The organism is Oceanobacter mangrovi (assembly GCF_019740315.1).
GTDB classification, from domain to species: Bacteria; Pseudomonadota; Gammaproteobacteria; order Pseudomonadales; family Oceanobacteraceae; genus Oceanobacter; species Oceanobacter mangrovi.
Genome location: NZ_JAHXZR010000005.1, coordinates 125,368 through 151,301, shown reverse-complemented (window position 1 = coordinate 151,301; position 25,934 = coordinate 125,368). Strand labels below are relative to the sequence as shown.

The window sequence follows — 25,934 nt, the reverse complement described above, 5'->3', positions numbered from 1 at the left end:
ACCGGGCATGAGCAATTCGCTGGGTGAACTAACCTCGTTACTGGAGCTGAAAGAGCAGGCACCAAACCTGTTTCTGGGTCAGTGCAGTGATCTGGGGTTTCGCAACCTGTTTGGTGGTCAGGTGCTGGGTCAGGCACTATCGGCTGCTATGCGGACACTGGATGGTGATGTGCAGCGCGAGTGGTGGCCGCATTCCCTTCACGCCTATTTTTTACGTCCGGGTAATACCACCGATGAACTGGCTTTTGATGTGACTCGCACCCGCGATGGTCGCAGCTTTGCCAATCGCCAGGTGATGGTGGATCAGCAAGATAAAACCGTTATGTCGTTCATGTGCTCGTTCCAGCGCCATGAGGACGGCTTTAATCATCAGGACAGTATGCCGCAGGCCGAAGGCCCGGAAGGCATTGCTTCACAGGTGGAGCTGGCACGCCAGTGGCGGGATTGTTTTCCGGAACGGCTGCAGCAAATCTACACTGCCGACAAACCGATCGAAATGCGGGTGGTGAACCCGATCAATATTTTCCAGCCGGATGTGCGGGAGCCACGCAAGTTTGTCTGGATGAAAACCAGTGCGCCGCTGCGCGACAGTGTTCGTCTACACGCCACGCTGCTGGCTTATGCCACGGACTTCAACCTGTTGACGACCGCGCTGCATCCGCACGGCGTGTCTGTGTATCAGAAGGAAATGCAGGTCGCCAGCCTTGATCACAGTATCTGGTTTCATCGGCCGTTCCGTATGGATGACTGGTTGCTCTATGCCATCGACAGCCCCAGTGCGTCTGGCGGGCGGGGGTTCTGCCGGGGCCAGATCTACAACCGCCACGGTGTGCTGGTGGCTTCGGTGGCGCAGGAAGGCTTGATTCGACAGCACGCGGAGTGATGCTGGTCGGATGACGCAAGCTTATTCGACCTACAGATTTTTGTACGCGTGTAGGTCGGATCAATGAGTGCAGCGAATGCCATCTGACGTGGGCTGCCAGGTACACAGGCTTATCCGACCTGCAGACTTTTATAAGCGCGTAGGTCGGATCAGTGAGCGCAGCGAATGCCATCCGACATTGGCTGCGCTGCGGCTAAAGGACAGCGGCTACAGGGTAAGAACGAAACGGTTATTCCTGTGTGGCTACCGGACTTGGCAGCAGGCTCTCTTGCATAAATAACTTCGGATTCACGCGGGCATTGTTTAACGACAGCGTCCAGTGCAAATGCGGCCCGGTTGCCCGTCCGGTAGCGCCAACCAAACCTACATGATCCCCTTGTTTAAGCAAGTCGCCAGCCTTGACGTCGATCCGGCTGAGGTGACAGAACATGGTCACCAGCCCCTGGCCATGATCAATCATCACGGTGTTGCCGTTGAAATAATAATCGCCGGTTTGCACTACCTTGCCGCTGGCCGGAGCAATGATTTCCGCGCCTTGTGGCGCAGCAATATCCAGCCCGGTATGCGGGTTACGGCGTTCGCCGTTAAAGAAGCGCTGTAAGCCGAACGGGCTGGATAATGGCCCCTGGGCTGGCCATATCATGGGCTGCCAGGTGTCTTTGCCAGCCTCGCTGAACGACTGGAACGCTGTGCGCATCAGCTGGCTTTCCGAGCGAATGCGTTTTAGAGCTTCTTCACTGGGATTCACGTGCTTGTTTTGCACTGTCAGGCGTTGTTCGGCGTACTGGTGCTGGCCGACCTGAAAATCGACCGTTTTGCCATTGATACTGAGCTGCCGTGGGCCGGGCTCGGATTTGAGTTCAATACCTACCACTGCGTGCCAGTCGGTACCTGCGCTGGTGGTTTGTGGAATCAGCATCACCGGCTGGTTATCAAACGTCACTTTCGGTGCTTGTTGGCTGACGCCGATATCAAACATGGCAACCCCGCCGGGAATGAGATCCTGACGGGGCAGCTCGCGGGCTTTGACGTTGATGGAGCAACCACTGGCAAATACGGCGGTCAGGACCAGTGCAGACAGATGTAAATATTTCATCAGGATTCCTTTGCGTTGCTGGCCGGGTGGCTGTAAGTGACCTGGCTTTCGAGCCAGCCGCTGGCCAGTCGGGTTTTGATCATATCGCCGCTGTGCACCTGTTCGGCATTTTGAACGACACTGCCATCCGGGGTTTGAACCAGTGCATAGCCACGTCCAAGTACGTTCAGCGGGCTGAGGTTTTGCAGCATGCCAGCCTGATAACCGAGTTGTTGCCTGCGTTGCTCCAGCAGTCGCTGCATGCCGCGTTGCAGGCGTTCAGACAGGCGTGCTGTTTTATCGTTCAGGCCAGACAGGGTGGTTTGCGGGTGTTGATGTTGCAGCCGCTGTTGCCAACCTTGTAACTGCCACTGACGTTGTTGCTGCTGTTGCTTCCAGGCGTTGACCAGACGGCGTTCGAGCTGGTCGAGCTGCTGCGACTGCTGTTCCAGCTGGCGAGCCGGATCACGCAGGCGCTGACGCAAATGCAGCAGACGCTGTTGCAGTTGGTGAGTGTGGGCTGATTGGGCGCGCAGCAGTCGTTGGCGTAATTGCATTAGCCGCTGCAGGCTTTCGCGCTGGTCGTCGCTGATCAGTTCGGCGGCGGCCGATGGCGTTGGCGCGCGCAGGTCGGCAACAAAGTCGGCGATGGTGAAATCGACCTCATGGCCAACGGCACTAACGACTGGCAGGCGCGATTCAAAAATTGCCCGCGCCAGCTGTTCGTCGTTAAAACACCAGAGGTCTTCCAGTGAGCCGCCACCACGGCCCAGAATAATGGCATCGCACTGGTTGTCGCGGTTGGCACGGGCCAATGCCGATATCAATTGGGCAGGGGCTTCCTGGCCTTGCACCATGGCCGGATAAATATCAACTTCAATGGCCGGGTTGCGGCGTTTCAGCACCGTCAGAATATCGTGCAGGGCAGCGCCGCTGGCTGAAGTGATGACGGCGACCCGACGGGCTTTGGGAATCGGCTGCTTGTATTGCGGGTCAAACAGGCCTTCAGCGGTCAGCCGCGCTTTCAGTTGCTGGAACGCCAGCAGCAAGGCACCTTCACCGGCGGGCTTCATACTTTCGACGATCAGCTGGTAATCACCACGGGCTTCGTACAGGCTGACGCGGGCGCGGATTTCAATTTTATCGCCTTCACGAGGCTGGAATTTCAGTCGCGCCACATTGGAGCGAAACATGGCGCAGCGAACCTGGGCCTTGTTGTCTTTCAGGCTGAAATACCAGTGGCCGGAAGAAGGCCGTGACAAGCTGGAGATTTCGCCTTCGACGCGAACGTTGCTGAAAGAGATTTCCAGTAATTGTTTGGCGCGTTCGTTCAGCTGGCTTACTGTAAAAATAGCCTGTTCCGTTGTGGAGTAGTTCATATAACCGGAATTTTAGTGATTGTTGATCGTATTGAATTGTAGTTTCGTGCTTTTCGTAGCAAGCCGGTAAATACGCGACAGCAGTATTGAAACATACCCGATAACATCGCGCATTCGTGAAAACTGAACCTGGAATGGTTTATTTGTTGATTGAAAAAAGGATTCGTACGATGAAAAAAATGATTGCTGTTGTCGCTTTTGCTGGTTTGTCTTCCGTTGCTATGGCTGAGCATGGCCCTGCTGGATGTGGCCTGGGCACTGAATACGTTTTTCCGGATGCAACTGAGTGGTATGAGCATGTATTGGCGGCAACAACCAATGGTAGCTCTGGCAACCAGTCCTTTGGTATGACTTCAGGCACTCTGGGCTGTAAAGACGCCAATGGTCCATTGGCTACCAATACCCAGAAGTTCATGGATGACAACATGGACCAGCTGGCGGCTGATGTTGCGGTAGGCAAGGGTGAGACTCTGGATGCCCTGGCTGAAGTGATGGCAATTGATGCTGCCGACCGTGGTGAATTTGCTGCAGCCCTGCAAGCAAATTTCGCTCGTGTATTTAATGCCGAAGCAACCTCTGCTTCTGCCATGGACCAGGTCAATGCGGTGCTGGCGGAATCTGTTCGCTTGAACAAGTACGCAGCATAATTGCTGTTGCTGGCCTGATTGTCCTCCGGGGCAATTAAAGACAAAGTGCGCTACGGCGCACTTTGTTGTTTCTGGGTTGTTTCTAATGAGCAACGAACATCTTCAGGCGCCTGTCGATGGGTGATCTGAAGCGATTGGATTCCGGTATCAGGGAATGATGATGTACCAGCAAGGATTCGCAGGCTTTCGTGTTGTGGCTGCCGCTATTGGAGATTTTACAGCGCGAGTGACTGCGCTGTTGTTGTGCTCGGCAGCAGCGGTAGCAGCAGGGGATTTGTCGGGTAGTGATGCTTTGGCCGGTTATGCGCCGGCGTTGTCAAATCAGCCGCTGCCCGAATTGCAGCGGCTACAGGATGTCAGCCGCCAGCAGCAATGGGCTCACCTGTTGCATTATCGTTATCATCCGTATTCGCTGAGTTGGCGCAGTCAGAATGACAGTCGGGCATTTTTTATCAGTCCTGACGCACCTGATATGAGAGGTCCACAGCAACTGTTAACGGAGTTGGCAGCGGATGTTACCGCCTTCCAGAACTTGCAATGGGATAATCCAAACGACTCGGCCCAATGCCGATTTCCGGCTCGCTATCACTGGGTAAAAGAGCAGTTTCCTGAATTGACGTGGCAGGATCTGTCTTGTCCTGACTTTAATGAGTGGGCGGGCAAAATAGATGCTGATTCGCTGACGCTGATTTTTCCGGCTTCCCATATCAACTCTCCGTCCTCGATGTATGGTCATACTCTGATTCGCATGGATAGGGCCGATCCAGCAAGCAGCAAGCTGTTGGCTTTTAGCGTCAATTTCGCAGCCAATGCCGATCCGGATGACAATGAACTGGTTTTCAGCGCCAAAGGATTGGGTGGAGGTTACCCGGGCGTGGCCACGGTTATGCGTTATCACGAAAAAACCCGGGAATACCAACACATGGAATATCGCAATGTGTGGGAATTTCCATTGTTGCTGAACAAACCAGAGGTTGAGCAGTTTGTGCGGCATATATGGGAAGTGCAGGGAACCGAGTTTGACTACTATTTCTTCGACGAAAATTGTTCCTATCGGGTATTGGCATTTATTGATGCCGCTTCCGAGCGCTCGGATGCTGCCCGGCATTTTAATTTCACCGCAATACCAGTTGATACGATTCGCGAGCTGGAAGCCGAAGGGCTGATTGAAAGTGCTGATTTTCGTCCTTCAGCGGCGACCCTGATGACTCAAATGATCGACTATGCAGGCCCTGAAGTGGTTCGCCGGGCGGTCAGTCTGGTTGATGAAAGTCTCGATCCGCAGGCGGACTTCCCTGCGTTGTTAGAACAGCAATTGTCTGGCCTGGACAAACTTGAACAGGCCCGCATGCTGGAGCTGGCTTATCAGTACGCGCGTTATACCGCGATCAAGAAAAAACAAAATGGCCCGGCCATTCGGAATGCGACTCTGGGGATTCTGGGGGCCAGGAGTGAGCTGGGTGGGCTGGAACCATATCCGCCGCTGGATAAGATACCGGCACGGGATGATCAGGGGCATGGCTCAAGGCGAGTCAGTTTGGCTGGCGGTTCAGTCAGTGGGCAAGGGAAACAGCAGCAGTATGCTGGTTTGAGTTTCCGGCCGGCCTATCATGATCTGGTTGACCCGGCATATGGCTTTGTTCCCGGCTCGCAGATTGTGATGGGGCAAATGGACTTTCGCTGGCAGCAATCCAGTTCAATTCAGCTGCAGCATTTTACCGCTATCAATGTTCGTTCATTGTCTGCCCGGGATGAATTGTTCAGACCAATCTCGTGGGAAGTCGATGCCGGTTTTGAACGTCGTCTCGATAGCCATAAAATGGGCGGCTATCTGGACATCGGTTTTGGCGGAACCTGGCAAACCAGCGTTGGTAATCCATGGCTGCTTGCCAAAGCTTCGCTGGACTGGGGAGGGTTCAATGGCGTGAACTGGGGGATGGCAGTAGGGCCGGAGTTGGGCTGGTATTTTCAGGGCGATGTTATACAAAGCCGGATTTTGGCGCGTTGGCAGCCCGAATTGCTGGGACGTTCTGTGAATAAACGCTTGCTGGAAGGCGAGCTGGCCTGGAGCCAGGATGTGCGCTGGCAAATGCGCTTTGGGGTGGCTCGTGAACTGGAAGACAAACAGGCGCTGACAACCGTCAGTATGACGTCGAACTGGTATTTTTGATGTTCCGCAGAAGATGGCATTGGTGCGCCAGATTGCTGCGCTGGTGGGCAGTCGGTGGGTTAATCATATTGATTGGTGCCGGTGCGGGGGGCTGCAGTTCGCTGACCGGATTGTACTTCTTTCCACAACAGGAGTGGGAGAGAACACCAGAGAATTTGGGCATTGAGTATCAGGATGTGCACCTGACTGCTGTCGATTCGACCCGTGTTCATGGTTGGTGGATGTCAGGAGTCAAGCAGCCAGCAGCCATTCTCAATAGAGATTCCATCACTGTGGAGTCTGTCAGGCCAATGGTGCTGTTTCTGCACGGCAACGGTGAAAATATCAGCACTCATATTGGCAGTGTTGCCTGGCTTGTCTATGAAGGTGTCGATGTGTTCGCACTGGATTATCGTGGCTACGGCGGCTCTGAAGGCAATGCCTTGCTTCCGGATGTTTTGCAGGATATTGACGCAGCGGCAGGATGGTTAAGACAGCAATATCCGCAGCGCCCATTGGTGGTGTTGGGGCAAAGTATGGGGGCAGGGCTGGCGCTGATATTTGGCCATGAGGCTGCGACTCACTACAACGTTAGGGCGGTTATTGCTGAGGCGGCTCCGGCATCCTATTCGCGCGCTGCACGGGAAATACTTTCCCGCAATCCATTGGGGTGGTTTGTATGGCCATTCACCTGGTTGCTGCCCGAGCAGTGGAATCCGGAAAATTTTACCGCGAACTATCCTGTTCCTGTGCTGCTGCTCCACAGCAGGGATGATCAGGTTGTTGGCTATGATCACGGTCGCAAACTATTTGATGCTCTGGGTGAAACTGCTTGCTGGCAGGATACTGCCGGGCCGCATATCGCCGGTTTTGCATCCAGTACGGTTCGCCAGCGAGTGCTTAAATTTATTCGTATTGGCGGCTGTTAGACGTTTACCTCGATTGTTGATTTGGCTACAATGTCGCGCCTTAAACTATCCGGGGTCATCCAAAGTTGACGTGAAAACCCCGGCGGAACAGGCCAGCTTTCTGGGCACTGCCGCCACCCACGTTCAAACCGGGTGACCCTCCACTCCCCACTCTGGAAGGCTTTCTATGTTGCGAATTGCTCAAGAAGCACTCACATTCGATGATGTGCTGTTGGTCCCCGGTTATTCTGAAGTGCTGCCGAATCAGGTATCCCTGAAAACCCGTCTGACCCGTGGTATTGAGCTCAACATTCCACTGATTTCTGCTGCTATGGACACCGTGACTGAAGCGCGTCTGGCGATTGCCATCGCTCAGGAAGGTGGTCTGGGCATCATTCACAAAAACCTGACTGCAGAAGAACAGGCTGCTGAAGTTCGCAAGGTTAAAAAATTCGAGAGTGGTGTTGTAAAAGATCCAATCACGGTTACCAGTGACACTACCATCAAGGCCGTACTGGCACTGTCTGCCCAGTACAGTATTTCCGGTATGCCAGTGGTTGATAATGGCGAACTGGTTGGCATCGTCACCAGCCGTGACGTGCGTTTCGAGAAAAACCTCGACGCCACCGTTGCTTCCGTCATGACACCAAAAGAAAAACTGGTCACTGTACTGGAAGGCACCAGCCCATCCGAAGTACAGAGCCTGCTGCACAAATACCGCATCGAAAAAGTGCTGGTGCTGGACGACTCTGGCAAGCTGGTTGGCCTGATGACTGTTAAAGACATCGACAAGGCCAAGGCTTCTCCAAACGCTGCCAAGGATGACCAGGGTCGTCTGCGCGTTGGTGCTGCAGTTGGTACTGGTATGGGTACTGACGAGCGTGTTGATGCTCTGGTTGCTGCTGGTGTTGACGTGATCGTTGTCGATACGGCTCACGGCCACACTTCCAATGCCAACGGTACTGGCGTGATCGACCGTGTTCGTCAGATCAAGGAAAAATACCCTGAGCTGCAGGTTATCGGTGGCAACATCGCTACCGCTGAAGCCGCAATCGCGCTGGCTGAAGCCGGTGTTGATGGTGTTAAGGTCGGTATTGGCCCTGGTTCTATCTGTACTACCCGTATCGTTGCCGGTGTTGGTGTGCCTCAGATCAGTGCGGTTGCCAACGTTGCCGAAGCCATGAACAAGTACGGTATTCCGGTTATTGCTGACGGCGGTGTACGTTTCTCGGGCGATATTGCCAAGGCACTGGTTGCCGGTGCGTCCGTGATCATGGTTGGTTCCATGCTGGCCGGTACTGATGAAGCGCCAGGCGAAGTTGAACTGTTCCAGGGTCGTGCCTACAAGTCTTACCGTGGCATGGGTTCACTGGGTGCCATGGGCCAGGCTCAGGGTTCTTCTGACCGTTACTTCCAGGACAAGAAAGCCGGTGTTGATAAACTGGTTCCTGAAGGTATTGAAGGTCGTATCGCGGTGAAAGGCCCGCTGGGCAATGTGGTTCACCAGCTGATGGGCGGCGTACGTGCTTCCATGGGCTACACTGGCTGTGCCACCATCGACGAGATGCGCACCAAGCCGCAGTTCGTCAAGATCACTGGCGCGGGCATGAAAGAATCCCACGTGCACGATGTGCAGATCACCAAAGAAGCGCCTAACTATCGCCTTGGTGATTAATCGCGGTTTTTCAGCGCTCCTGTGTGGGGGCTGAACTGATTTCAGATGCCGGGGTTTAGCCCCGGCGTTTTCATTTCTACAGGTTTGGAACTGATATGTCTCAAGACATCCACGCTCACAAAATTCTGATTCTGGATTTTGGCTCCCAGTACACCCAGCTGATTGCCCGTCGCGTTCGTGAAATCGGTGTGTTCTCTGAAATTCGTGCGTTCGATATGGACGAAGCGGAAATCCGCGAATTCAACCCATCCGGTATCATCCTGGCCGGTGGCCCGGAATCCGTGACTGAAGCCGGCTCTCCACGCGCTCCTGAGTGTGTATTCACCATGGGCTTGCCAGTGCTGGGTATTTGCTACGGCATGCAAACCATGGCCGAGCAGCTGGGCGGTAAGGTCGAAGGTTCCTCCATCCGTGAATTCGGCTATGCCCAGATTCAGGTTGAGAGCGACAGCAAGTTCGTCCGCGACATCAAGGACCACGTATCCGCTGAAGGCAAATCGCTGCTGGACGTATGGATGTCTCACGGCGATAAAGTTGTGCAGATGCCAGAAGGCTTCGAGCTGATGGCTTCCACGCCGTCTTGTGCGATTGCCGGTATGAGCTGCGAAGAGAAAAACTTCTTCGGTGTACAGTTCCACCCTGAAGTGACTCACTCGCTGCAAGGCCAGCGTCTGCTGGAGCGTTTTGTACTGGATATCTGTGGCTGTGAAGCGCTGTGGACTCCGGCCAAGATCATCGAAGATCAGATCGAAAAAGTCCGTGCCCAGGTTGGCAGCCAGAAAGTCCTGCTGGGCCTGTCCGGCGGTGTTGACTCTTCTGTGGTAGCCGCGCTGCTGCACAAGGCCATTGGCGACCAGCTCACTTGCGTATTCGTCGACAACGGTCTGTTGCGCAAGAACGAAGGCGACATGGTGATGGAAATGTTCGCCAAGAACATGGGTGTGAAAGTCATCCGTGCCGACGCCGAAGACCTGTTCCTGGGCAAGCTGGCGGGTATTTCTGACCCCGAACAGAAGCGTAAGGTGATTGGTAACACCTTCATCGAAGTATTCGACGAAGAAGCCGGTAAGCTGAAAGACGTTCCATTCCTGGCTCAGGGCACTATTTACCCTGACGTGATCGAATCTGCCGCGGCCAAAACCGGCAAGGCGCATGTGATCAAGTCTCACCACAACGTGGGTGGTCTGCCAGAAGACATGAAGATGGAACTGGTTGAGCCGCTGCGTGAACTGTTCAAAGACGAAGTTCGCAAGATCGGTCTGGAACTGGGCCTGCCTTACGACATGGTTTACCGTCATCCATTCCCGGGCCCGGGTCTGGGCGTTCGTATTCTGGGTGAAGTGAAGAAGGAATACGCCGACGTCCTGCGTGAAGCCGACGCCATCTTCATTGAAGAACTGCACAACTTCGACTGGTACCACAAAACCTCTCAGGCGTTCGTCGTGTTCCTGCCGGTTAAATCTGTAGGCGTAGTAGGCGACCAGCGTCGTTACGAGTGGGTGGTATCCCTGCGTGCGGTAGAAACCATCGACTTCATGACCGCTCGCTGGGCGCACCTGCCATACGAGCTGCTGGAGAAAGTATCCAACCGCATCATCAACGAGATCGAACACATCTCCCGCGTAGCCTACGACGTATCGTCCAAGCCACCGGCCACTATTGAGTGGGAATAAAGAGCGAGAGGGAATGATCCGGGAGACCGGGTCGGTGACCCGAATAAGCCTTGTTCTAACGCTCCGCGTGTTAGCTTCAGACGCTTGATCGGATCAATAAAAACGGCAGCTTCGGCTGCCGTTTGTGTTTCGTCTGTCAATCTGGCAATGCATGCCTTGCCCCTGCGTAAATACACAGTTCTGCGTAGGGTCAATACATGTCGTGACAATGCCTTCTGTAATAATACCTCTCGTGACCAGCGCTCGTAGGGTGTATTAGCCGCAGGCGTAATACACCATGAGCAGCACCTGCTATTCAGGTTTTAAATACAAGCGCCCACAGGATGGAAAGCGCTGAAAAGCGGCGATTACTCGCGCACAACGGCCAGCTTGTTATTACAATTGGCCTTTTGTTTTTCAGCTACAGTATCCAGTTACCCCCGAGGGATTTCACATGAGCCAGCAACAACCGAATAACCCGCTGCACGGATTGACTCTGGAAGCCATCCTTACCCGGCTGGTGGAGCATTACGGCTGGGCCAGCCTGCATGATCAGATCCGGGTGAATTGTTTTGCCAATGAGCCATCAATCAAATCGTCGCTGAAGTTTCTGCGCCGCACCCAATGGGCGCGCGACAAGGTTGAAGCCTTGTACGTTTCTACTTTCTGTTAAGCACTTTGCCAGTGGTTAAATTGGCCGGTAATGAGAACCAGGTCCGATTCTCTGTTGGAAACTGCTTATTACTGAATGTTTATATCGCAACAGGTCAATACTGACCCACGAAAAAACGGGCAAAGTGGCGCTCTACACGAAGAATTGGAGAGCGCAGTATGCTGGATGCAAAACAACTCAGGGATGCATTCGAAAAGGATTATCAGCTGGGTCTGCCTCAGCTGGACAAGATTCACGAAGAATTTGTTACTTTATTACTGGAAACGATCAATAGCAGTGCTGATGCTTTTATCCGCAATTTTCAGCGTTTGTTTGAACACACCCAGCTGCATTTTTTTGAAGAAGAAGCCCGTATGGCCGCGTTTGAGTTTGCCGGGTTTGCCGAACACAGCGCCGACCATGCCTTGTTATTGCAGGTGCTGGAACAAATGAATGAGGCTGTTGCCAAGGGTGAAACTGATACTGCAAAAGCCTGGTTGAATGAACAATTGCCCGAATGGTTTGACCGACATACTCGTACCATGGATAGCGCCGCAGCCGACTGGGTTGGTGCCCATGCTGTCGGTTAGTTGATCTTTTCCCTGTTTCTGCCGCTGGCCCTCAGAAGAGTCTGGCCAGCGGTGATTCTCTTCAGATTCGCCATATTCGCCAATCTTAAACAACCAAGTGTAAGGTTTTCCCGGCTGCAGTCTGACGGGTCTATACTGGCCTGAGCCATTTGGAAGAAATGGCAACGCTGTCCTCATATGGCGTTTGACCCGCACCGGTTGATCGTTGAGGATTCCTGAACATTTGTTTTAAGTCAGTAAGCACAATGAAAGCATGCCACCTCGTTATGAGCTTGCTGATCACGTTGTACAGCCTGAGCTCCGCCGCCAGTAACCTCAGCTCTGATATTGCGTCTGAGCAGCGAGGGCAGTTTGTTGAAGTCGAAAAACAGCTCGCCAGCGTTTCCTATGACGTGGGCAAGGGGCTGATTGAACCTCTGCAACTATATCCGCTATATCCCTATCTGCAGTATCAGCTCTATCAACGCTTCCCTGAGCGACTTTCGCAAAACGACATCAACGATTTCTTCGACCAGTACCCCTTGCTACCCAAGCGTTACGAGCTACAGCGAAACTGGCTGGATTACCTCGCCAAAGCGGGGCGCTGGCAAGATTGGCTGGTTGCTTATCAGCGTTTACCTATTAAAAGTGCAGCTTATCAATGTGGCCTGGCGTCGGCTTACATGGCAACCGGCCAACAGCAGACTGGTCTGGAGCTGGCAACCCGCTTGTGGCTGGAGGGAGAACCGCAACCCAAAGAGTGCGATCCCTTGTTTGAACAATGGAAAAAAACCGGCAAGCCCACCGCCAGCATGGTGACGATCCGCTACTGGCGTGCAATTCAGGCCAGGGAAATGCGGCTGGCGCGTTATCTGCACCGCTATATGGATACCACCAGTGAAGCACGGGCGCTCGAATACGAAGCCATGCTCAAACACCCGGACAAAATCGTCGGCGTTGATATTTCTGTCTATCCGCAGGAAGCCCGGGATATGCTCGTCAAACTCTATTTCCAGCGGCAGGCGCGCAAGAATCTGGAAGTCGCTGCGCAGCAATGGCTGGAGTTCCGGCCGCAGCTGCCAGCAGGCTCCGGGATGTTGGCCGACCTCGATATGTACATCGGCAAACGCCTGAGCTACGAACAAACCGACAGCGCATATCAATTGCTGGGTTATCTCGACCCGGCATTTCAATATTCAGAATTAACGGAAGCCCGGTTGCGACAGTTGATGTCGGCCGAGGTCATCGACTGGAATGCCGTGCTGACGATGATTGGTAAATTGCCAGCCGATATACAATCGGATGACCGCTGGGTGTACTGGAAAATTCACGGGCTGGAAAATCAGTCGGAAGCAGTAGGGCAACAGGACGAACTCTGGAACCAGCTGGCTCAGTCCCGCTCGTTTTATGGTTTCCTCGCCGCCGCTCGCCTGAACCTGCCTTATCAGCTGAATGATGTGCCGCCAGTGCTGGATTCCAGCGTGCTGACGGACATTGCTAATAATCCGGCAGTTATTCGAGCCAGTGAATGGCTCAAACTCGATCAACAGCTCGAAGCCAGCCAGGAATGGAACTCCGCCAGATCCGCCTTTAATGACCTTCAGCGTCAGCACCTGGCCGCCTTGTCACGCAAGTGGAGCTGGCACCACAGGGCCATCATTGATGCAATTCAGCAACAGCAATGGAATTACCTCGACGCCCGCTTCCCAGCCTTGTTTGGCGAGCTGTTTGACGCAGCCGCAAGCAAAAATGAGATCGACAGCAACTGGGCAACCGCCATTGCCCGTCAGGAAAGCGCGTTTAACCCGCAGGCCCGCTCTGGCGTTGGCGCTCGTGGCCTGATGCAGCTGATGCCAACTACCGCACGTCATACCGCCAGAAAACACAGCCTAGCTTTTGCCAAAACCGACCAACTCTACAGGCCGGAAACCAATATTGCGCTGGGGACAGCCTACCTGGCCGATATGTACCAGCGTTTTGACCACAATCGGGCCTATGCCAGTGCTGCCTATAACGCCGGGCCACACCGGGTCGAACGTTGGCTGAAAGAACGCGGCAATGCGCCACTGGATGTCTGGATTGAGACCATCCCGTTCGCAGAAACCCGTCAATATGTGCAAAACGTACTGGCCTTCCGGGTGATCTATGCCCAGCGTGCGGGGCTGGAAGTGGCCATGTTGTCACCCAGCGAACGACTGCTGTTGGCCTATCAGCAGCAGGCAGAGACAACAGATGCCGATACGGTTAATTAATCGCATCGGCATCAATATCTGCCTGACAATTTCTTGACCTGCAAGGTACACGTTCGGCCTGGCTATCTTGCAGGAGTAGCGACAATAGTCCGAATTGGTTATACAGGGTTTACGTCACTATTTTCCCGCGACGAAGGACCTGAAATGTCAACACGACCCCAATTCTGCATTTGGTTTTATCTTTGTTTGGCCTTTCCATACGGGGCTGCAGCTGCTGAACAAACGGTTCAGCAGCACGTCCATGATATGTCCCACCATGTGATGCCGTTTGAAATGAACGACACCGTCCATGTGTTCCGCATGACCGAATTTGGTGGTATTCAACGGGTGTTGCTGCGGGATTCAGCCAAAGAGAACAGTCAGCAACTGATGCATATCCGCCATCACCTGATGATGGAAGCCGATGCCTTTGCCCAGGGCAACTTCAGCGACCCGGCCAAACTTCACGGTGCAAACATGCCGGGTCTGGCCGAGCTACACGCCAATAAAGACAAGTTCACTGCCGTTTATTTTCAGGAGCCAGATGGCGCCGGAATTCGGTTTGAAACCAAAGACCTGACCACGCTCACGGCGATTCATCGCTGGTTTGGGGCGCAGTTGTCCGAGCATGGGGCGGATGCCAGGGCGGAGTAGTTTGCTTGTCGGCTGCAAGCCTTGTTGCTGCAGGACGCGCTGATTACACTGCAATAAGTATCAATAATTTCGGTTTACAGAGAATGAGCGCTGTGCCGTGTTTTCAGGTTATTTTTAATCATGGATACAAGAACAGCTCTCGTTCGTAGGGTAGTGGGATAAGAACACATTGGGATTTTGTGGATGCATTCTAAATTTCCTTTTTATATTTCCCACTTGCACATTGTTGCAACTGTCGCCCCAGTTAAATTAGGGCCGTCCATTTCATTTGATATGTCACAGACCAGATTTATTGGAATTGCGCCAAATTCTGCAAATTCGTGAGGGCTTAGCTTTCCCGCGCTCCATATCCATATTTCACTATTTTTATAGTTTATGAAAATGTCTTGATGCGCTGAAAATTGATCTATATCGTCTATCAGGGGGCGATACCAAACGCTTTTAAAAGTAAATCGACCTTCCTTATTTGTAATAACCTTGTCTTCGTATAACTTATCTCGATATTCTACTTTTCGATATAGCTCCACATGAGCCAGAGGTGATCCTTTATCCAAAAGTACTCCAGAAAAGCCGGAGAAGAGACATTTTTTATCGAGGAAAAATCCCATCGTTTGATCCCTGCTGTAGTTGAAAATTGAGATATAGTACGCAATTGGGGGTGGTTTTAATTCTGCGATATTGAAATTTTTCTGTAGCGATAATCTATGATATCTAGAAATTTCGGGCATAGATTTCCATCTATGTTCTGCAAGAACCTGATTTACTTGTGAATTCATAGTTTTAGTACCTGATTCAGTAACCAAGTTGTCACGAAAATTAGCAGCATAAATTTTTATATTGTAGGGGGCTGGGCCTGTTTTGCAATTTTTATGGTGTTGTTTTCCCATGTTTAGTTTTATTAAAGGGTGCAGATTGTGCCGATTACATCACTTGATTTTTTATTTCGAGTTATTTCTTTTGATATGTCAAATGTTATTTTTTCAGGTATTCTTCCAAATTCGGAAAATTCCTCGCTGCTTAGTTTTCCTCCTATCCACAGATCAATATTACGAGTCTCCACTTTGAACGTTATATTTTGATGTACTATGAACTGGTCAATATCGTCAATAATTGGCCTTGCCCATAGACTCTCAAAGGTAAATCGACCGTCCTTATCTGTAACAACCTTGTCTTCGTATAACCTATCTCGATATTCAAATTTTCGATGTAACTCTACATTGGCCAGAGGTGATCCTTTATCCACCAGAACTCCAGAAAATCCGGAGAAAAGGCATTTTCTTTTAAAGATAAATCTCATTGTTTGATCCTTTCTGTTACTTTTGGGTAACGTAGAACAGTCTTCGATAAGCAATTTTAATACAGAAATCTTGGGAGGTTGATTCGAAATTTCAAAAGCGTCCCCTGTTTTTATGATTGTATTTTTAATGTTATCGTGCATGGAACATGGATGGCTTTATGATTTTTATTTAGCAAGGTGGAGTGGACTCTTGACTATACTCTGAATTACTCCGATACACTTAATATCGAGTGAGTTTTTTGCCTGAGTCGAGAAAATAAGGCATTCGTAACGAATGAGTCTATTGCTAAAAAGGAATATTGGCCAGGTCTGAAAATTATCTTGGTGATGGCATTTTAAATTCCTTTTTCAGTAATCTCACAAATTGATATTACAATTCCATTTGAGGCAGGGTTGCTGTTCATTGTTTTTAGAGTGTTAGAAATATCACATATCGAGTTTTTTATTTTATATCCAAATTCCGCGTGCTCTTTGGGGTCTAGCTTCCCCCCTCTCCAAATCAGTATTTCAGAGTCTATTGTGTGAGTTTTGATATATTGGTGAGCAGCAAATTGGTCAATGTCGTCAATAATTGGCCTTACCCATAGACTTTCAAAGGTAAATCGGCCGTCCTTATCTGTAATAACCTTGTCTTCGTATAACTTATCTCGATATTCGACTTTTCGATGTAACTCTACATTGGCCAGAGGTGATCCTTTATCCACCAGAACTCCAGAAAACCCGGAGAAAAGGCATTTTTTCTCGAGGAAAAATCCCATCGTTTGATCCTTGCTGTAGCTGGCAATTGGAATTGAAGAGGCGATAACGAGCAATGTTAGTACTGCGCTCTTGAGGTTTATTTTTAACACAAAGCACGTCCTTGGCTTTCTCGGTGATTATCCGTTTAAACGCTATCCTATGAGGATGACCAGCTTCTGCGATGTCTGGATTTGGCAAACTGGGACGAGTGTCTGAAAACATTCATTTGAGAGCCTGATAATTGGAAGTTCAGCACAAAATGAGTGGCGAAACCGATAGACATGAATACATGGATTTCAGATTCGATCTGCTGGTTTTCACAGGAAAACCAGCTTGATAAAAAATGGGTGTGTAATTTACCTGAGCGCACGGCCTATGTTGAAAAATACCAGTTTCGACAGTGTTATCATTGAACTCTTTCGCGCCACTGATAGCAGCCTTGATACACCATGAACCTCCTCCACACCTCCGACTGGCATCTTGGCCAGAATTTCTTCACCCAGAGCCGCAAGGCCGAGCATCAGCAGTTTCTCGACTGGCTGCTGGTGCAGGTGCAAACCCATGCGATTGACGCTGTGATTGTTGCCGGTGATGTGTTTGATACCGGTACGCCGCCCAGTTACGCCCGCGAAATGTATAACCGCTTTATTGTTGCCCTGAATCAGCTGAACTGCACGCTGGTGGTGTTGGGGGGGAATCACGATTCGGTGTCGACCTTGAATGAATCCCGCGAGTTGCTGGCGTGCCTGAACACGTATGTGGTGGCGGGTGTGGGTGTCGAGTCGCTGGACGATCAGGTGTTAGAGATCCGCAATGCTGCGGGAGAGGTTGCTGCGATTGTCTGTGCGATTCCGTTTGTGCGCCCCCGTGATGTATTGCATACCGCAGCGGGGGAGTCGGGTGATCAAAAGCGGATCGCGTTGGGGGAGGCGATTCAGCAACATTATGACAAGCTGTATCAGTTGGCGCAGGCCAAACGGGATGCGCTGCTGGCCGACACAGGCCGGACGTTGCCAATTATCGCTACCGGCCATTTAACCGCGCTGGGCGTAAAACAATCGGAGTCAGTGAGGGATATTTATATCGGTACGCTGGATGGTTTTGATGCCCATGGATTCCCACCAGCGGACTATATCGCACTGGGGCATATTCACCGGCCGCAAATCGTCGCCAAAAACGAATGCATTCGTTATTCCGGCTCACCGATTCCTCTGAGCTTTGATGAGCTGAAATCCCCCAAGCAGGTCGTGAAGGTGGCCTTTGCAGAAGACGCTAGCGCGGCTGCGACCCAGACTCCGACCCCAACAGTAAGGGTGGATATAACACCCATTCAGGTGCCGGTTTTCCAGCCGATGGCGGTGCTAAAAGGTGACCTGCAAGCGATAGAAACCCAGCTCAAGGCTTGTGCGGATAACCAACACATCACCTGGCTCTGTGTGGAAGTGCAGAGCCAGGAATTTCTGGCGGATTTACCCCAGCGAGTGCAGGCCCTGACCGACGGTCTGCCGGTGGAAGTGTTGCAGCTCAGGCGCGCTCGTAACAGCAGTCGGGCAGCTTTGGTGCGACAACAACAGGAAACTCTGGCAGAACTGACTCCGGCAGATGTATTTGAGCAGCGGCTGGCGCAAGTCGCGTTTGAAGGTGAACAAGAGCAAGCCCGGTTGCAGCGTATTCGTCTGCAATTCCGTCAGCTGGTCGAAGAGCTGGAACATGAATCCGGCTCGGATGCTGCCGCTGAGGAGGGGCGCGCATGAAAATCCTCAGCCTGCAATTCAAGAATCTCAACTCTCTCAAGGGCGAATGGAAGATCGACTTTACCCGTTCGCCATTCATTGATAACGGCCTGTTTGCCATTACCGGCCCGACTGGTGCCGGCAAGTCGACGTTGCTGGATGCCATCTGCCTGGCGTTGTATCACCAGACCCCGCGGCTGGGGCTGATCTCGACTTCCAGCAACGAAATCATGACCCGTGGAACCGCCGAGTGTGCGGCGGAAGTACATTTTGAGGTCAAGGGCAAAGCTTATCGCGCTCACTGGAGCATGCGTCGTTCCCGTAACAAGCCGGATGGCAATTTGCAGCAGGCGACGGTCGAACTGGCAGAGCTGCTGGTGGATGACGATATGGATGAAACCGCTGGCAAAGGCAAGGTGCTGGCCAGCCAGGTGAAGCAGAAGTCCGAGCTGATTGAGCAAATCACCGGGCTCGATTTTGGCCGTTTTACCCGTTCGATGATGCTTTCGCAGGGCCAGTTTGCGGCATTTCTGAATGCCAAAGAGTCTGAACGTGCTGAATTGCTGGAAGAACTGACCGGCACGGAAATTTATGGCCGTATTTCCCAACGGGTGTACGACAAGTTCAAGCAGGAAGAGGCTCGCCTGAACGAACTCAAGGCCCGTGCTGACGGTGTACAGCTGTTAGCGGCTGACGAAATTGCCGAATACCAGCAAGAGCTGGCCCAGGTGCAGCAACAAGTCGCTGAGGTTAAACAGCAACTGGAAGCCACTAACGCTTGTATGAACTGGTGGCAGCAACGGCAGCAGGCGCAGGCCAACCAAACTGCAGCAGCCGCGCGCGTGGCGCAGGCCAATGCCGCGCTGGAGCTAGCCCGGCCACAGTTACAGCGCTTGGCCGAGAGTGAGCCGGCGGAAAAACTGCGGACGCCGCACAGTTTGCTGGTCGATAGCCGCCAACAGCTGGCCAGACTTCAGCAACAACTGGCCGATAAACAGCAGCAGGAACAGGCACTGCAGACCCGTCTGCAAACTGCGGAAGCCGAACAAGCCAAACAGTTTGACTTGTTGAACCAGGCCAAAGCGGCGCAGCAACAGCAGGAACAACAGATTAACGAGCAGGTGTTGCCACTTGATCATGAGATTCAACGGCAGACCGACAAGCGCGGCGACATCAGCAAACAACGGCAGCTGCATCAAACACAGCAGCACAGCTTGCAACAGCAGTTGGCGGCCGTTCAGCAGCAGCTCAGCGCCAGTCAACAACAGCTGCAAACCACTGACGACTATCTGGCCAGCCATCAGGCAGATCAGTCGTTAGAGAAATACCTGGATCAGTGGCGTTATATGGCCGACAGCATGGCCAAACAGACCCTGAGTCTGACGGATCTGAACCAGCAAACCGGCCAGTTGCAGCAACAACTGGCTGATCAGCAGCAGGCACAGTCGAATCAGCAACAGCAGCTGGGGCAATTGCAACAAGGGCTTGATCAGGCTCATCAGGCCTGGCAGCAGGCCCGCCAACAGCTGGACCAGAGCCTGCAACAACTGGGCTTTACGACAGCGGAAGGTTCGCCGTCAGCGCTGGAGCAGCTACAACAGCAGCAACAGCACTTGCAGCATCAGCAAGGTTCGCTGCTGCAACTGCAACATTTGCAGCAGCAGTGGTGGCGGTTGCAGCAGGAAGCGGTCGCAAAGCAGGATTCAGTGCAGCAGCTGACTCAACAACAACAGCAATTGGCTCAGCAGCGCGATACGCTGCGGCTGGAATATCGACGTCTGCAAGAGCTGCTGGGTGTCTATCGCCAGTTGGTCAGTCAGGATGAACAGCTGGCGCATTATCGTTCCGTGCTGCAAGCCGACGAAGCTTGCCCGCTGTGTGGCTCTTATGACCACCCGGCGCTGGATCATTCGTTATCCCAAAATGGCCAGAACAGCTCGGACAACATTGCCAAAAGGAACACCACCGAACAGCAGTTTCAGGCGGTTGAAGAACAGGGTAAACAACTTAAGGAGCAGCTGGAGTCGATTCAGCGTCAGCAGCAGGAAATTCAGCAGCGGCTGCAGCAGATTGCCAGCGAACAGCAGCAGCTGGATGGTCAATGGTTGCCACTGCAAGCGAGTTTGTTTACGTCAGCTCAGCGGCTGGCGATTCACGATCAGGCTGGCTTACAGGCGTTCGAGCAGCAACACCACCGGCAGCAACAGCAATGCCAGCAGGACCTGAATCAGTTGCAGCAATTGCAGAAGCGGCGTGACGAATTGAAAACGCACTTCGACAACCAGCAACAGCAGCAAACCCGCCTGCAAGCCGAGCTTGTGGTGGCCACTGGCAAACTGGAAGCGTTGCAGCAACAACTGACCGATAAACAGCAGCAACAGACTAATGATCAACAGGCATTGGCGTTGTTGCAGCAGTCGTTTGCCGATCAGCTGGCGGAGCTGGGTTATCAGCCACCACAGCCAGATCAGTTGGCGACCTGGTTTGAGCAAAAGCAACAAGACAGTCAGCGATGGCGGCAACAGAGCCAGCGGCGAGAAGAGTTGGGCCGTACCCTGTTTGAGCTGGAAAACCAGCGTGCGATTCTACAAAAGCAACTGGACGAGTGTGCAGGGCAGTTGCAGCACCAACAGGCTGAGCTGGAGCAACTGGATGCAAAACTGATCGAGCTGCAGCAGCAACGGCAGCAGCTGTTTGGTGAGCAGACGGTCGTCGCCGCTCGTGAAGCCATGCAGCAGACAGTGGCAGCGGCTGAAAAGACCTTTACCGAGGCGCAAGCCGCCAGCCAGCAACTGGCCCGCGAGCACAGTGCGCTGAGCGCTGAGCTTGGCAGTGCCCGGCAGGCAATCAAGGCGACGAGTCAACAGCTGGAAGAGCGTCAGCAAGCCTGGCAAGCATCATTGCAAACCAGCCCGTTTGAATCGGAAGCAGCGGTGTTGGCAGCCATGCTGAGTGAAGATGAACAGCAGCAGTTACAGCAATTGAAGCAAACGCTGGATACTGAGCTGAGCCAGTCTCAGGCGTTGTTACACAATGCTGACGACGCCCTGGCGGCGGTACAGCAGCATCCGCAGGCAGAAGAATTCCGGCAGCTTGATCAAGCGGCTAGTGAAATGCAGCGTCAGCGACTGGCCGAGCAGCAGGAATCGTTCAGTAGCCGCCGTGGCGAGTTGAATCAGACCCTGGTATCTGACCAGCAGCGTCGGCAGAGCCAGCAAACATTGTTCGAGCAAATTGAACAGCAGCGGCTCAGCTACGACGACAGCCAATATCTGAATTCCCTGATCGGCCAGAAAGACGGTGCCAAATTTCGCAAATTTGCCCAGGGACTGACGCTGGATCATTTGGTGCAGCTGGCCAATAGCCAGCTCGAACGACTGCACGGCCGTTATCTGTTGAGCCGTAAGGACAGTGCTGAAAGCAAGGATGGCAGTGGTCTGGAACTGAGCGTACTGGACACCTGGCAGGGCGATATCGAACGGGATACCAAAACCCTCTCCGGTGGCGAAAGCTTCCTGGTCAGTCTCGCACTGGCGCTGGCGTTATCTGATTTGGTCAGCCACAAAACCAGCATTGATTCACTGTTTCTGGATGAAGGCTTCGGCACCCTCGACCGCGAAACCCTGGACATTGCCCTGGATGCCCTCGATAACCTCAATGCCAGCGGCAAGATGATTGGTGTCATCAGTCATATCGACGCTATGAAAGAACGAATTCCGGTGCAGCTGAAAGCGATCAAGAAAAGTGGTCTGGGGATCAGTGAACTGGAGCGGCAGTATCGGGTTGACGAAATAGAAGGAACCTGAATCGCCTTCAACTAGCTCGACATCTGACGACGGATGGCTCGTGTGATAGCATCGCCGCTTTCTTAAAATATGCCTCTCAGGCTGGTGTTTGGCTTGTCTGTGTTCGTAGTAAAAGGATCTGGTTTGAAATATCGTGCGGAAATTGATGGGCTAAGGGCATTGGCTATCGTGCCTGTAGTGCTGTTTCACGCAGGCTACGGATTATTCTCTGGGGGCTTTGTCGGCGTTGATGTGTTTTTTGTGATCAGTGGTTATCTGATATCCACGATCTTGCTGGAGGAGCACGCGAACCAAACGTTTAGTCTGGTCAATTTTTATGAACGTCGAATCCGGCGAATAATACCGGCTCTGTTTTTGGTCATGCTGGTTTGCCTGCCATTTGCATGGGCATGGATGTTGCCGAAGCAGATGGTCAGCTTTTCAAATAGCCTGATGGGTACGGCGTTGTCGGTATCCAATATGGTCTTCTGGAAGGAAAGCGGATATTTCGCTGCTGCTGCTGAAGAAAAACCTCTGCTGCATACCTGGAGCCTGGCTGTCGAAGAGCAGTATTATCTGGTATTCCCTTTATTGCTCGGCCTTCTGTGGAAATTTGGCTCACGCAAATTATTCCTGTGTCTGGTGGCCATTGCCATCTGTAGTCTGGCTCTGAGTGAGTGGGGCTGGCGTCATCAGCCGACGGCGAATTTCTTCTTTGCACTTACTCGGGCATGGGAATTGATTTTGGGTGCATTGGCTGCCTTTTTTATTCGCCAACGTGGTTTGGAGTCAAACAACCTGCTGTCGATATTGGCACTGGCGCTGGTGCTGTTTTCGATCTTTGGCTACGACGAACAGATACCATTTCCAAGTCTGTATTCCCTGGTTCCAGTGCTTGGCAGTCTGGGGATTATATTGTTTGCTGATAGTGGAACCCTGGTTGGGCGTTTGTTGAGTCTGAAACCACTGGTGTGGATTGGCTTGATTAGTTATTCCACTTATCTTTGGCATCAACCCTTGTTGGCGTATTCACGCCTCAGGACAACGGAGGATGCAGGCACTGCAGAAATAGCCGTTCTGATACTGGGCTCATTTATTCTGGGGTACTTGGGCTACCGCTTTGTCGAGCGCCCTTTCCGGGACAAACAGCGCTTTTCCCGCCGGTTTGTCTTTAATTTCTTTATTGTTGGAACCCTGCTGTTTGTCGTCCTGGGAGCAACAGGGAAATTTACTGGTGGCTTGGCCCAGCGTTTTGATAAACCTGGTTTTGTGCAAGCAGGGAAGTTTACGTTGCCGTCACGTGAGCAGGGCTTTTGTTTTTACAACTTCAATACTCACAAGGGGCTAGAAGTCGGAGTGCAGGGGACCCAGTGCACAATCGGTTCCGATAACCCGGAAAGTCCGTCTCTGCTGTTGTATGGTGACTCGTTTGCCGCTCAATGGGAGCCCTATTTTGAAAATCTGTCGCAGTCTCTCGATTTTCAGCTCAGTAGTGTGACGACGAACTGGTGTTTTCCATCATTGGGGGAGGGGAGTACCGCACCAGCTGGGCACATATCCAGACGTCAGTGTTTGATGAACCGTCAGTGGTTTGAGAAGCACTATCGGGATTACGATGTGATCGTATTGGCAGCGGCCTGGTATCAGGTATATGAGCACCAATTGAGCGGAGAATTCGTTGATCTGCTCGAAACTGTTGCGGCTGATAAAGATATTACAGTCATGGTGCTGGATGTCCCTGTGTTACTGCGCAGGGATTCTGTTGAGCGAGCAGTGTATTTTCCCGATCAGAAGGTAATTGAAGATCCTCTTAAAGCGGAACCTGCAGCGGCCTTTTGGCAACAAGTAACCCATACAGTGCCTTCAGCTCCGAACCTGATTTTTGTGACTCAGCAACAGCTGGGCTTTGAGAAAGATGGCACACACAAGACGCGAGAGGGATATCCCTATTCGCTTGATGGCAGTCATATTTCAGTTTATGGCAGTGAGTCTTTATTCGAAGAATGTCCTGATCTTGCTCAGCAAGTCGAGAAGGTGCTGGTACGATTTGATAACTCTCCAGAGCAAACTCCGATGCCATAAAGCGGCGATACCAGCACTTAAATGGGTATTTGCATTATGATTTGGCGCTTGGGCGAAAGACTGTGGTTTGTTGCTTTTTAATGACAAAACTTGATGATTTGGACGATTCACGTATCATTTCTGCGACAGAGAACAGGTAGTTTTCTGAAAGTTTACAAGGAACGAGCTCGTGTCAGACTCTCCATCAATCGGTTTCGTTTATGCTGCGACCGGTGATCTTGCCTACACCGATCTGGCAATCCGCTCAGCCAGGTCTCTGCGTCGTCAATGCCCGGAAATCCCGATTGATCTGTTTACCGACAAACCGGTAGAAGAACAGGTATTCAGTCAGGTTCATGTTGAGCCTGACTCCTGGTTTCGGGCAAAAATTGATGCACTGGCCCAGTCCCGTTTTGATTGCACGCTGTATATCGATTCCGATACGTTTGTGATTGATGATCCTTCTGATGTGTTTTTCTTGCTGGAAAAATACGACATCATCGCCTGCCATGACCCGGGCCGAAATTCAGCTCATGGCAGTCTTATTCTGGATCGCCAGTTTCCTCAGTCCTTTCCCACACTGAATGGTGGTCTGGTTGGTGTCCGCAATAGTGACAAGGTACAGGCTTTTCTTCGCGATTGGAAAACGGTCATCAAGGAACGGAATCAGAAAAAAGACCAGCCTTCGTTCCGGGAGTTGCTGTGGGACAGTGATTTGAAGCTGGGGATCCTGCCACCGGAATATAATCTGATGCATTTGAATCAGATCGAAGTGATGACACACAAGCACGGAGTTCCGAAGATTATTCATAGCCCGAAATTGCACCGGCATAAAGGAGATAGTGGGCGAGATTCGATTAACTGTCTTATGCGTTTGTTGGGTCCCCGAAAGTTGGCTCGCTTGCTGAAAAACCATCATGGTGCCAGTGGCTGTTTACGGCCAAAACCGATTTCCCGGGAAATTTTATTCGGTGATGTCTCTCAGCTGAGCATAAAAGAGAGACTGGCAATGAAGTGGTTGATATCAAAATATCCGATCTAACGTTCCAATTGTCTTTGTTTTCTTTCCCTCCAATACGCCACGGTCGTTTATCCGTGGCGTAACTGCAACAAATCACATCTTTGGCATACCCCTAAAACCCTGATAAATAGCGGCTTTGCTGCCGGTTCTGGCTGGTCTGGGTTTTGCAATAACTCCTTTGATAGTAGCTGTGATGCCTGCTTTGCAACTGAGGTCGTTTATGTCTGAACAGCAGTGGTTTATGGAAGAAGAGCTGTGGGTCATCTGGAACGGTACCCTGGGCATTGTCGATACCGTCACTATTGCTGAATTCCAACTCACTGATGATGGCCATGTGGCCTGGCTGGATGAGCCATACGACATGGTTGGGCCGTTTCAGCTGGACCGCTTGCTGGCAGCAGGCCAGCTGGGTTTTGAAGCCTGTACCATTATGTCGCGGGTCTTCTGGCAGGCTAATCAGGTTGAATTACGGCGCGCTGCATTACATCAACGACGGGAATATCAGCAACGTATGGAAGCTGAATTCGCCCGTTACCAGCAGCGACAGAACTCAGCCTGGGGCGGTCATGGCGGAGATTTCCAGCCGCAGCTGGAGCGTCAGTATCGTCAGTTGCTGGATTTGCCAACGGAAGGACTGCTGGAAAAGCTGCAGATCAAAACCGCGTTCCGGCGCCTGGCACAGAAAGCGCACCCGGATCAGGGTGGCAGTCAGGAGTTGTTTGTCCAAATCACCCAGGCACGCGACGCCTTGCTGGCAGCCTTGGGTTAACTATTATCCATGTGTCATCCTGAACTCGCTTCAGGATCCATCCTGCTCTGGATTCT

General features: G+C 52.1%; 20 protein-coding genes. 15 read left to right on the top strand and 5 right to left on the bottom strand.

Annotated features, from left to right (window positions below):
- Positions 1–7 precede the first annotated feature (7 nt).
- Entirely contained in the window at positions 8–883 is an 876-nt protein-coding gene (locus K6123_RS12280; RefSeq protein ID WP_221798123.1) for an acyl-CoA thioesterase, read from the top strand.
- A 229-nt stretch (positions 884–1,112) separates the two neighbouring features.
- On the opposite strand, the gene K6123_RS12275 is transcribed toward K6123_RS12280, so the two are convergent.
- On the bottom strand, positions 1,113–1,979 hold the full coding sequence (locus tag K6123_RS12275; protein WP_221798121.1) for a M23 family metallopeptidase: 867 nt from the start codon (positions 1,977–1,979) through the stop codon (positions 1,113–1,115).
- Positions 1,979–3,337 carry an exodeoxyribonuclease VII large subunit gene (gene xseA, locus K6123_RS12270; RefSeq protein WP_221798119.1) on the bottom strand — a complete coding sequence of 453 codons (1,359 nt, stop codon included), beginning with the start codon at positions 3,335–3,337 and terminating at the stop codon, positions 1,979–1,981. Before xseA ends, K6123_RS12275 begins: the two co-directional genes overlap by 1 nt.
- Positions 3,338–3,507: 170 nt before the next feature.
- Between xseA and K6123_RS12265 the strand changes: the two genes are divergently transcribed.
- The 9 genes from K6123_RS12265 to K6123_RS12225 all read left to right on the top strand — a co-directional run bounded on the left by K6123_RS12265 (position 3,508) and on the right by K6123_RS12225 (position 14,474).
- Positions 3,508–3,984, top strand: a complete 477-nt coding sequence (locus K6123_RS12265) for a DUF3015 family protein (RefSeq protein WP_221798116.1) — start codon at positions 3,508–3,510, stop codon at positions 3,982–3,984.
- A gap of 154 nt (positions 3,985–4,138) precedes the next feature.
- On the top strand, positions 4,139–6,154 hold the full coding sequence (locus K6123_RS12260; protein ID WP_221798114.1) for an Lnb N-terminal periplasmic domain-containing protein: 2,016 nt from the start codon (positions 4,139–4,141) through the stop codon (positions 6,152–6,154).
- A 221-nt stretch (positions 6,155–6,375) separates the two neighbouring features.
- Complete coding sequence (locus K6123_RS12255) at positions 6,376–7,062, top strand: alpha/beta hydrolase (RefSeq protein ID WP_221798113.1); 687 nt, start codon at positions 6,376–6,378, stop codon at positions 7,060–7,062.
- A 166-nt stretch (positions 7,063–7,228) separates the two neighbouring features.
- A complete protein-coding gene (gene guaB / locus K6123_RS12250; RefSeq protein ID WP_221798111.1) occupies positions 7,229–8,716 on the top strand; it encodes an IMP dehydrogenase in 1,488 nt (495 codons plus the stop codon).
- A 95-nt stretch (positions 8,717–8,811) separates the two neighbouring features.
- Positions 8,812–10,389: a glutamine-hydrolyzing GMP synthase gene (guaA, locus tag K6123_RS12245; RefSeq protein WP_221798109.1), complete on the top strand. Its 1,578-nt coding sequence runs from the start codon at positions 8,812–8,814 to the stop codon at positions 10,387–10,389.
- 433 nt (positions 10,390–10,822) lie between these two features.
- Positions 10,823–11,041 carry a VF530 family protein gene (locus K6123_RS12240; protein ID WP_221798107.1) on the top strand — a complete coding sequence of 73 codons (219 nt, stop codon included), beginning with the start codon at positions 10,823–10,825 and terminating at the stop codon, positions 11,039–11,041.
- A 158-nt stretch (positions 11,042–11,199) separates the two neighbouring features.
- Positions 11,200–11,610, top strand: coding sequence for a bacteriohemerythrin (locus tag K6123_RS12235; protein ID WP_221798105.1), 411 nt, complete (start codon positions 11,200–11,202; stop codon positions 11,608–11,610).
- 266 nt (positions 11,611–11,876) lie between these two features.
- Positions 11,877–13,841 carry a transglycosylase SLT domain-containing protein gene (locus tag K6123_RS12230; protein WP_221798103.1) on the top strand — a complete coding sequence of 655 codons (1,965 nt, stop codon included), beginning with the start codon at positions 11,877–11,879 and terminating at the stop codon, positions 13,839–13,841.
- A gap of 246 nt (positions 13,842–14,087) precedes the next feature.
- The gene (locus tag K6123_RS12225; RefSeq protein ID WP_221798102.1) at positions 14,088–14,474 is read left to right on the top strand and encodes a hypothetical protein; all 387 of its coding nucleotides are present in this window, start codon (positions 14,088–14,090) and stop codon (positions 14,472–14,474) included.
- Positions 14,475–14,677: 203 nt separating this feature from the next.
- Here the strand turns inward: K6123_RS12225 and K6123_RS12220 are convergent, their stop codons facing one another.
- The 3 genes from K6123_RS12220 to K6123_RS12210 all read right to left on the bottom strand — a co-directional run bounded on the left by K6123_RS12220 (position 14,678) and on the right by K6123_RS12210 (position 16,619).
- Positions 14,678–15,361, bottom strand: a complete 684-nt coding sequence (locus K6123_RS12220; protein ID WP_221798099.1) for a DUF6795 domain-containing protein — start codon at positions 15,359–15,361, stop codon at positions 14,678–14,680.
- Between the two features lie 11 nt (positions 15,362–15,372).
- Positions 15,373–15,771, bottom strand: coding sequence for a DUF6795 domain-containing protein (locus tag K6123_RS12215; RefSeq protein ID WP_221798097.1), 399 nt, complete (start codon positions 15,769–15,771; stop codon positions 15,373–15,375).
- A gap of 335 nt (positions 15,772–16,106) precedes the next feature.
- On the bottom strand, positions 16,107–16,619 hold the full coding sequence (locus K6123_RS12210; RefSeq protein WP_221798095.1) for a DUF6795 domain-containing protein: 513 nt from the start codon (positions 16,617–16,619) through the stop codon (positions 16,107–16,109).
- A gap of 339 nt (positions 16,620–16,958) precedes the next feature.
- On the opposite strand from K6123_RS12210, the gene sbcD reads away from it, so the two are divergent.
- The 5 genes from sbcD to K6123_RS12185 all read left to right on the top strand — a co-directional run bounded on the left by sbcD (position 16,959) and on the right by K6123_RS12185 (position 25,878).
- On the top strand, positions 16,959–18,263 hold the full coding sequence (sbcD, locus tag K6123_RS12205) for an exonuclease subunit SbcD (RefSeq protein ID WP_221798093.1): 1,305 nt from the start codon (positions 16,959–16,961) through the stop codon (positions 18,261–18,263).
- The gene (locus K6123_RS12200; RefSeq protein WP_221798091.1) at positions 18,260–22,048 is read left to right on the top strand and encodes an AAA family ATPase; all 3,789 of its coding nucleotides are present in this window, start codon (positions 18,260–18,262) and stop codon (positions 22,046–22,048) included. Before sbcD ends, K6123_RS12200 begins: the two co-directional genes overlap by 4 nt.
- Positions 22,049–22,171: 123 nt before the next feature.
- On the top strand, positions 22,172–24,109 hold the full coding sequence (locus tag K6123_RS12195) for an acyltransferase family protein (protein ID WP_221798089.1): 1,938 nt from the start codon (positions 22,172–22,174) through the stop codon (positions 24,107–24,109).
- Between the two features lie 169 nt (positions 24,110–24,278).
- Positions 24,279–25,130 carry a putative nucleotide-diphospho-sugar transferase gene (locus K6123_RS12190; RefSeq protein ID WP_221798087.1) on the top strand — a complete coding sequence of 284 codons (852 nt, stop codon included), beginning with the start codon at positions 24,279–24,281 and terminating at the stop codon, positions 25,128–25,130.
- A gap of 199 nt (positions 25,131–25,329) precedes the next feature.
- Positions 25,330–25,878: a hypothetical protein gene (locus K6123_RS12185; protein WP_221798085.1), complete on the top strand. Its 549-nt coding sequence runs from the start codon at positions 25,330–25,332 to the stop codon at positions 25,876–25,878.
- Positions 25,879–25,934 lie beyond the last annotated feature (56 nt).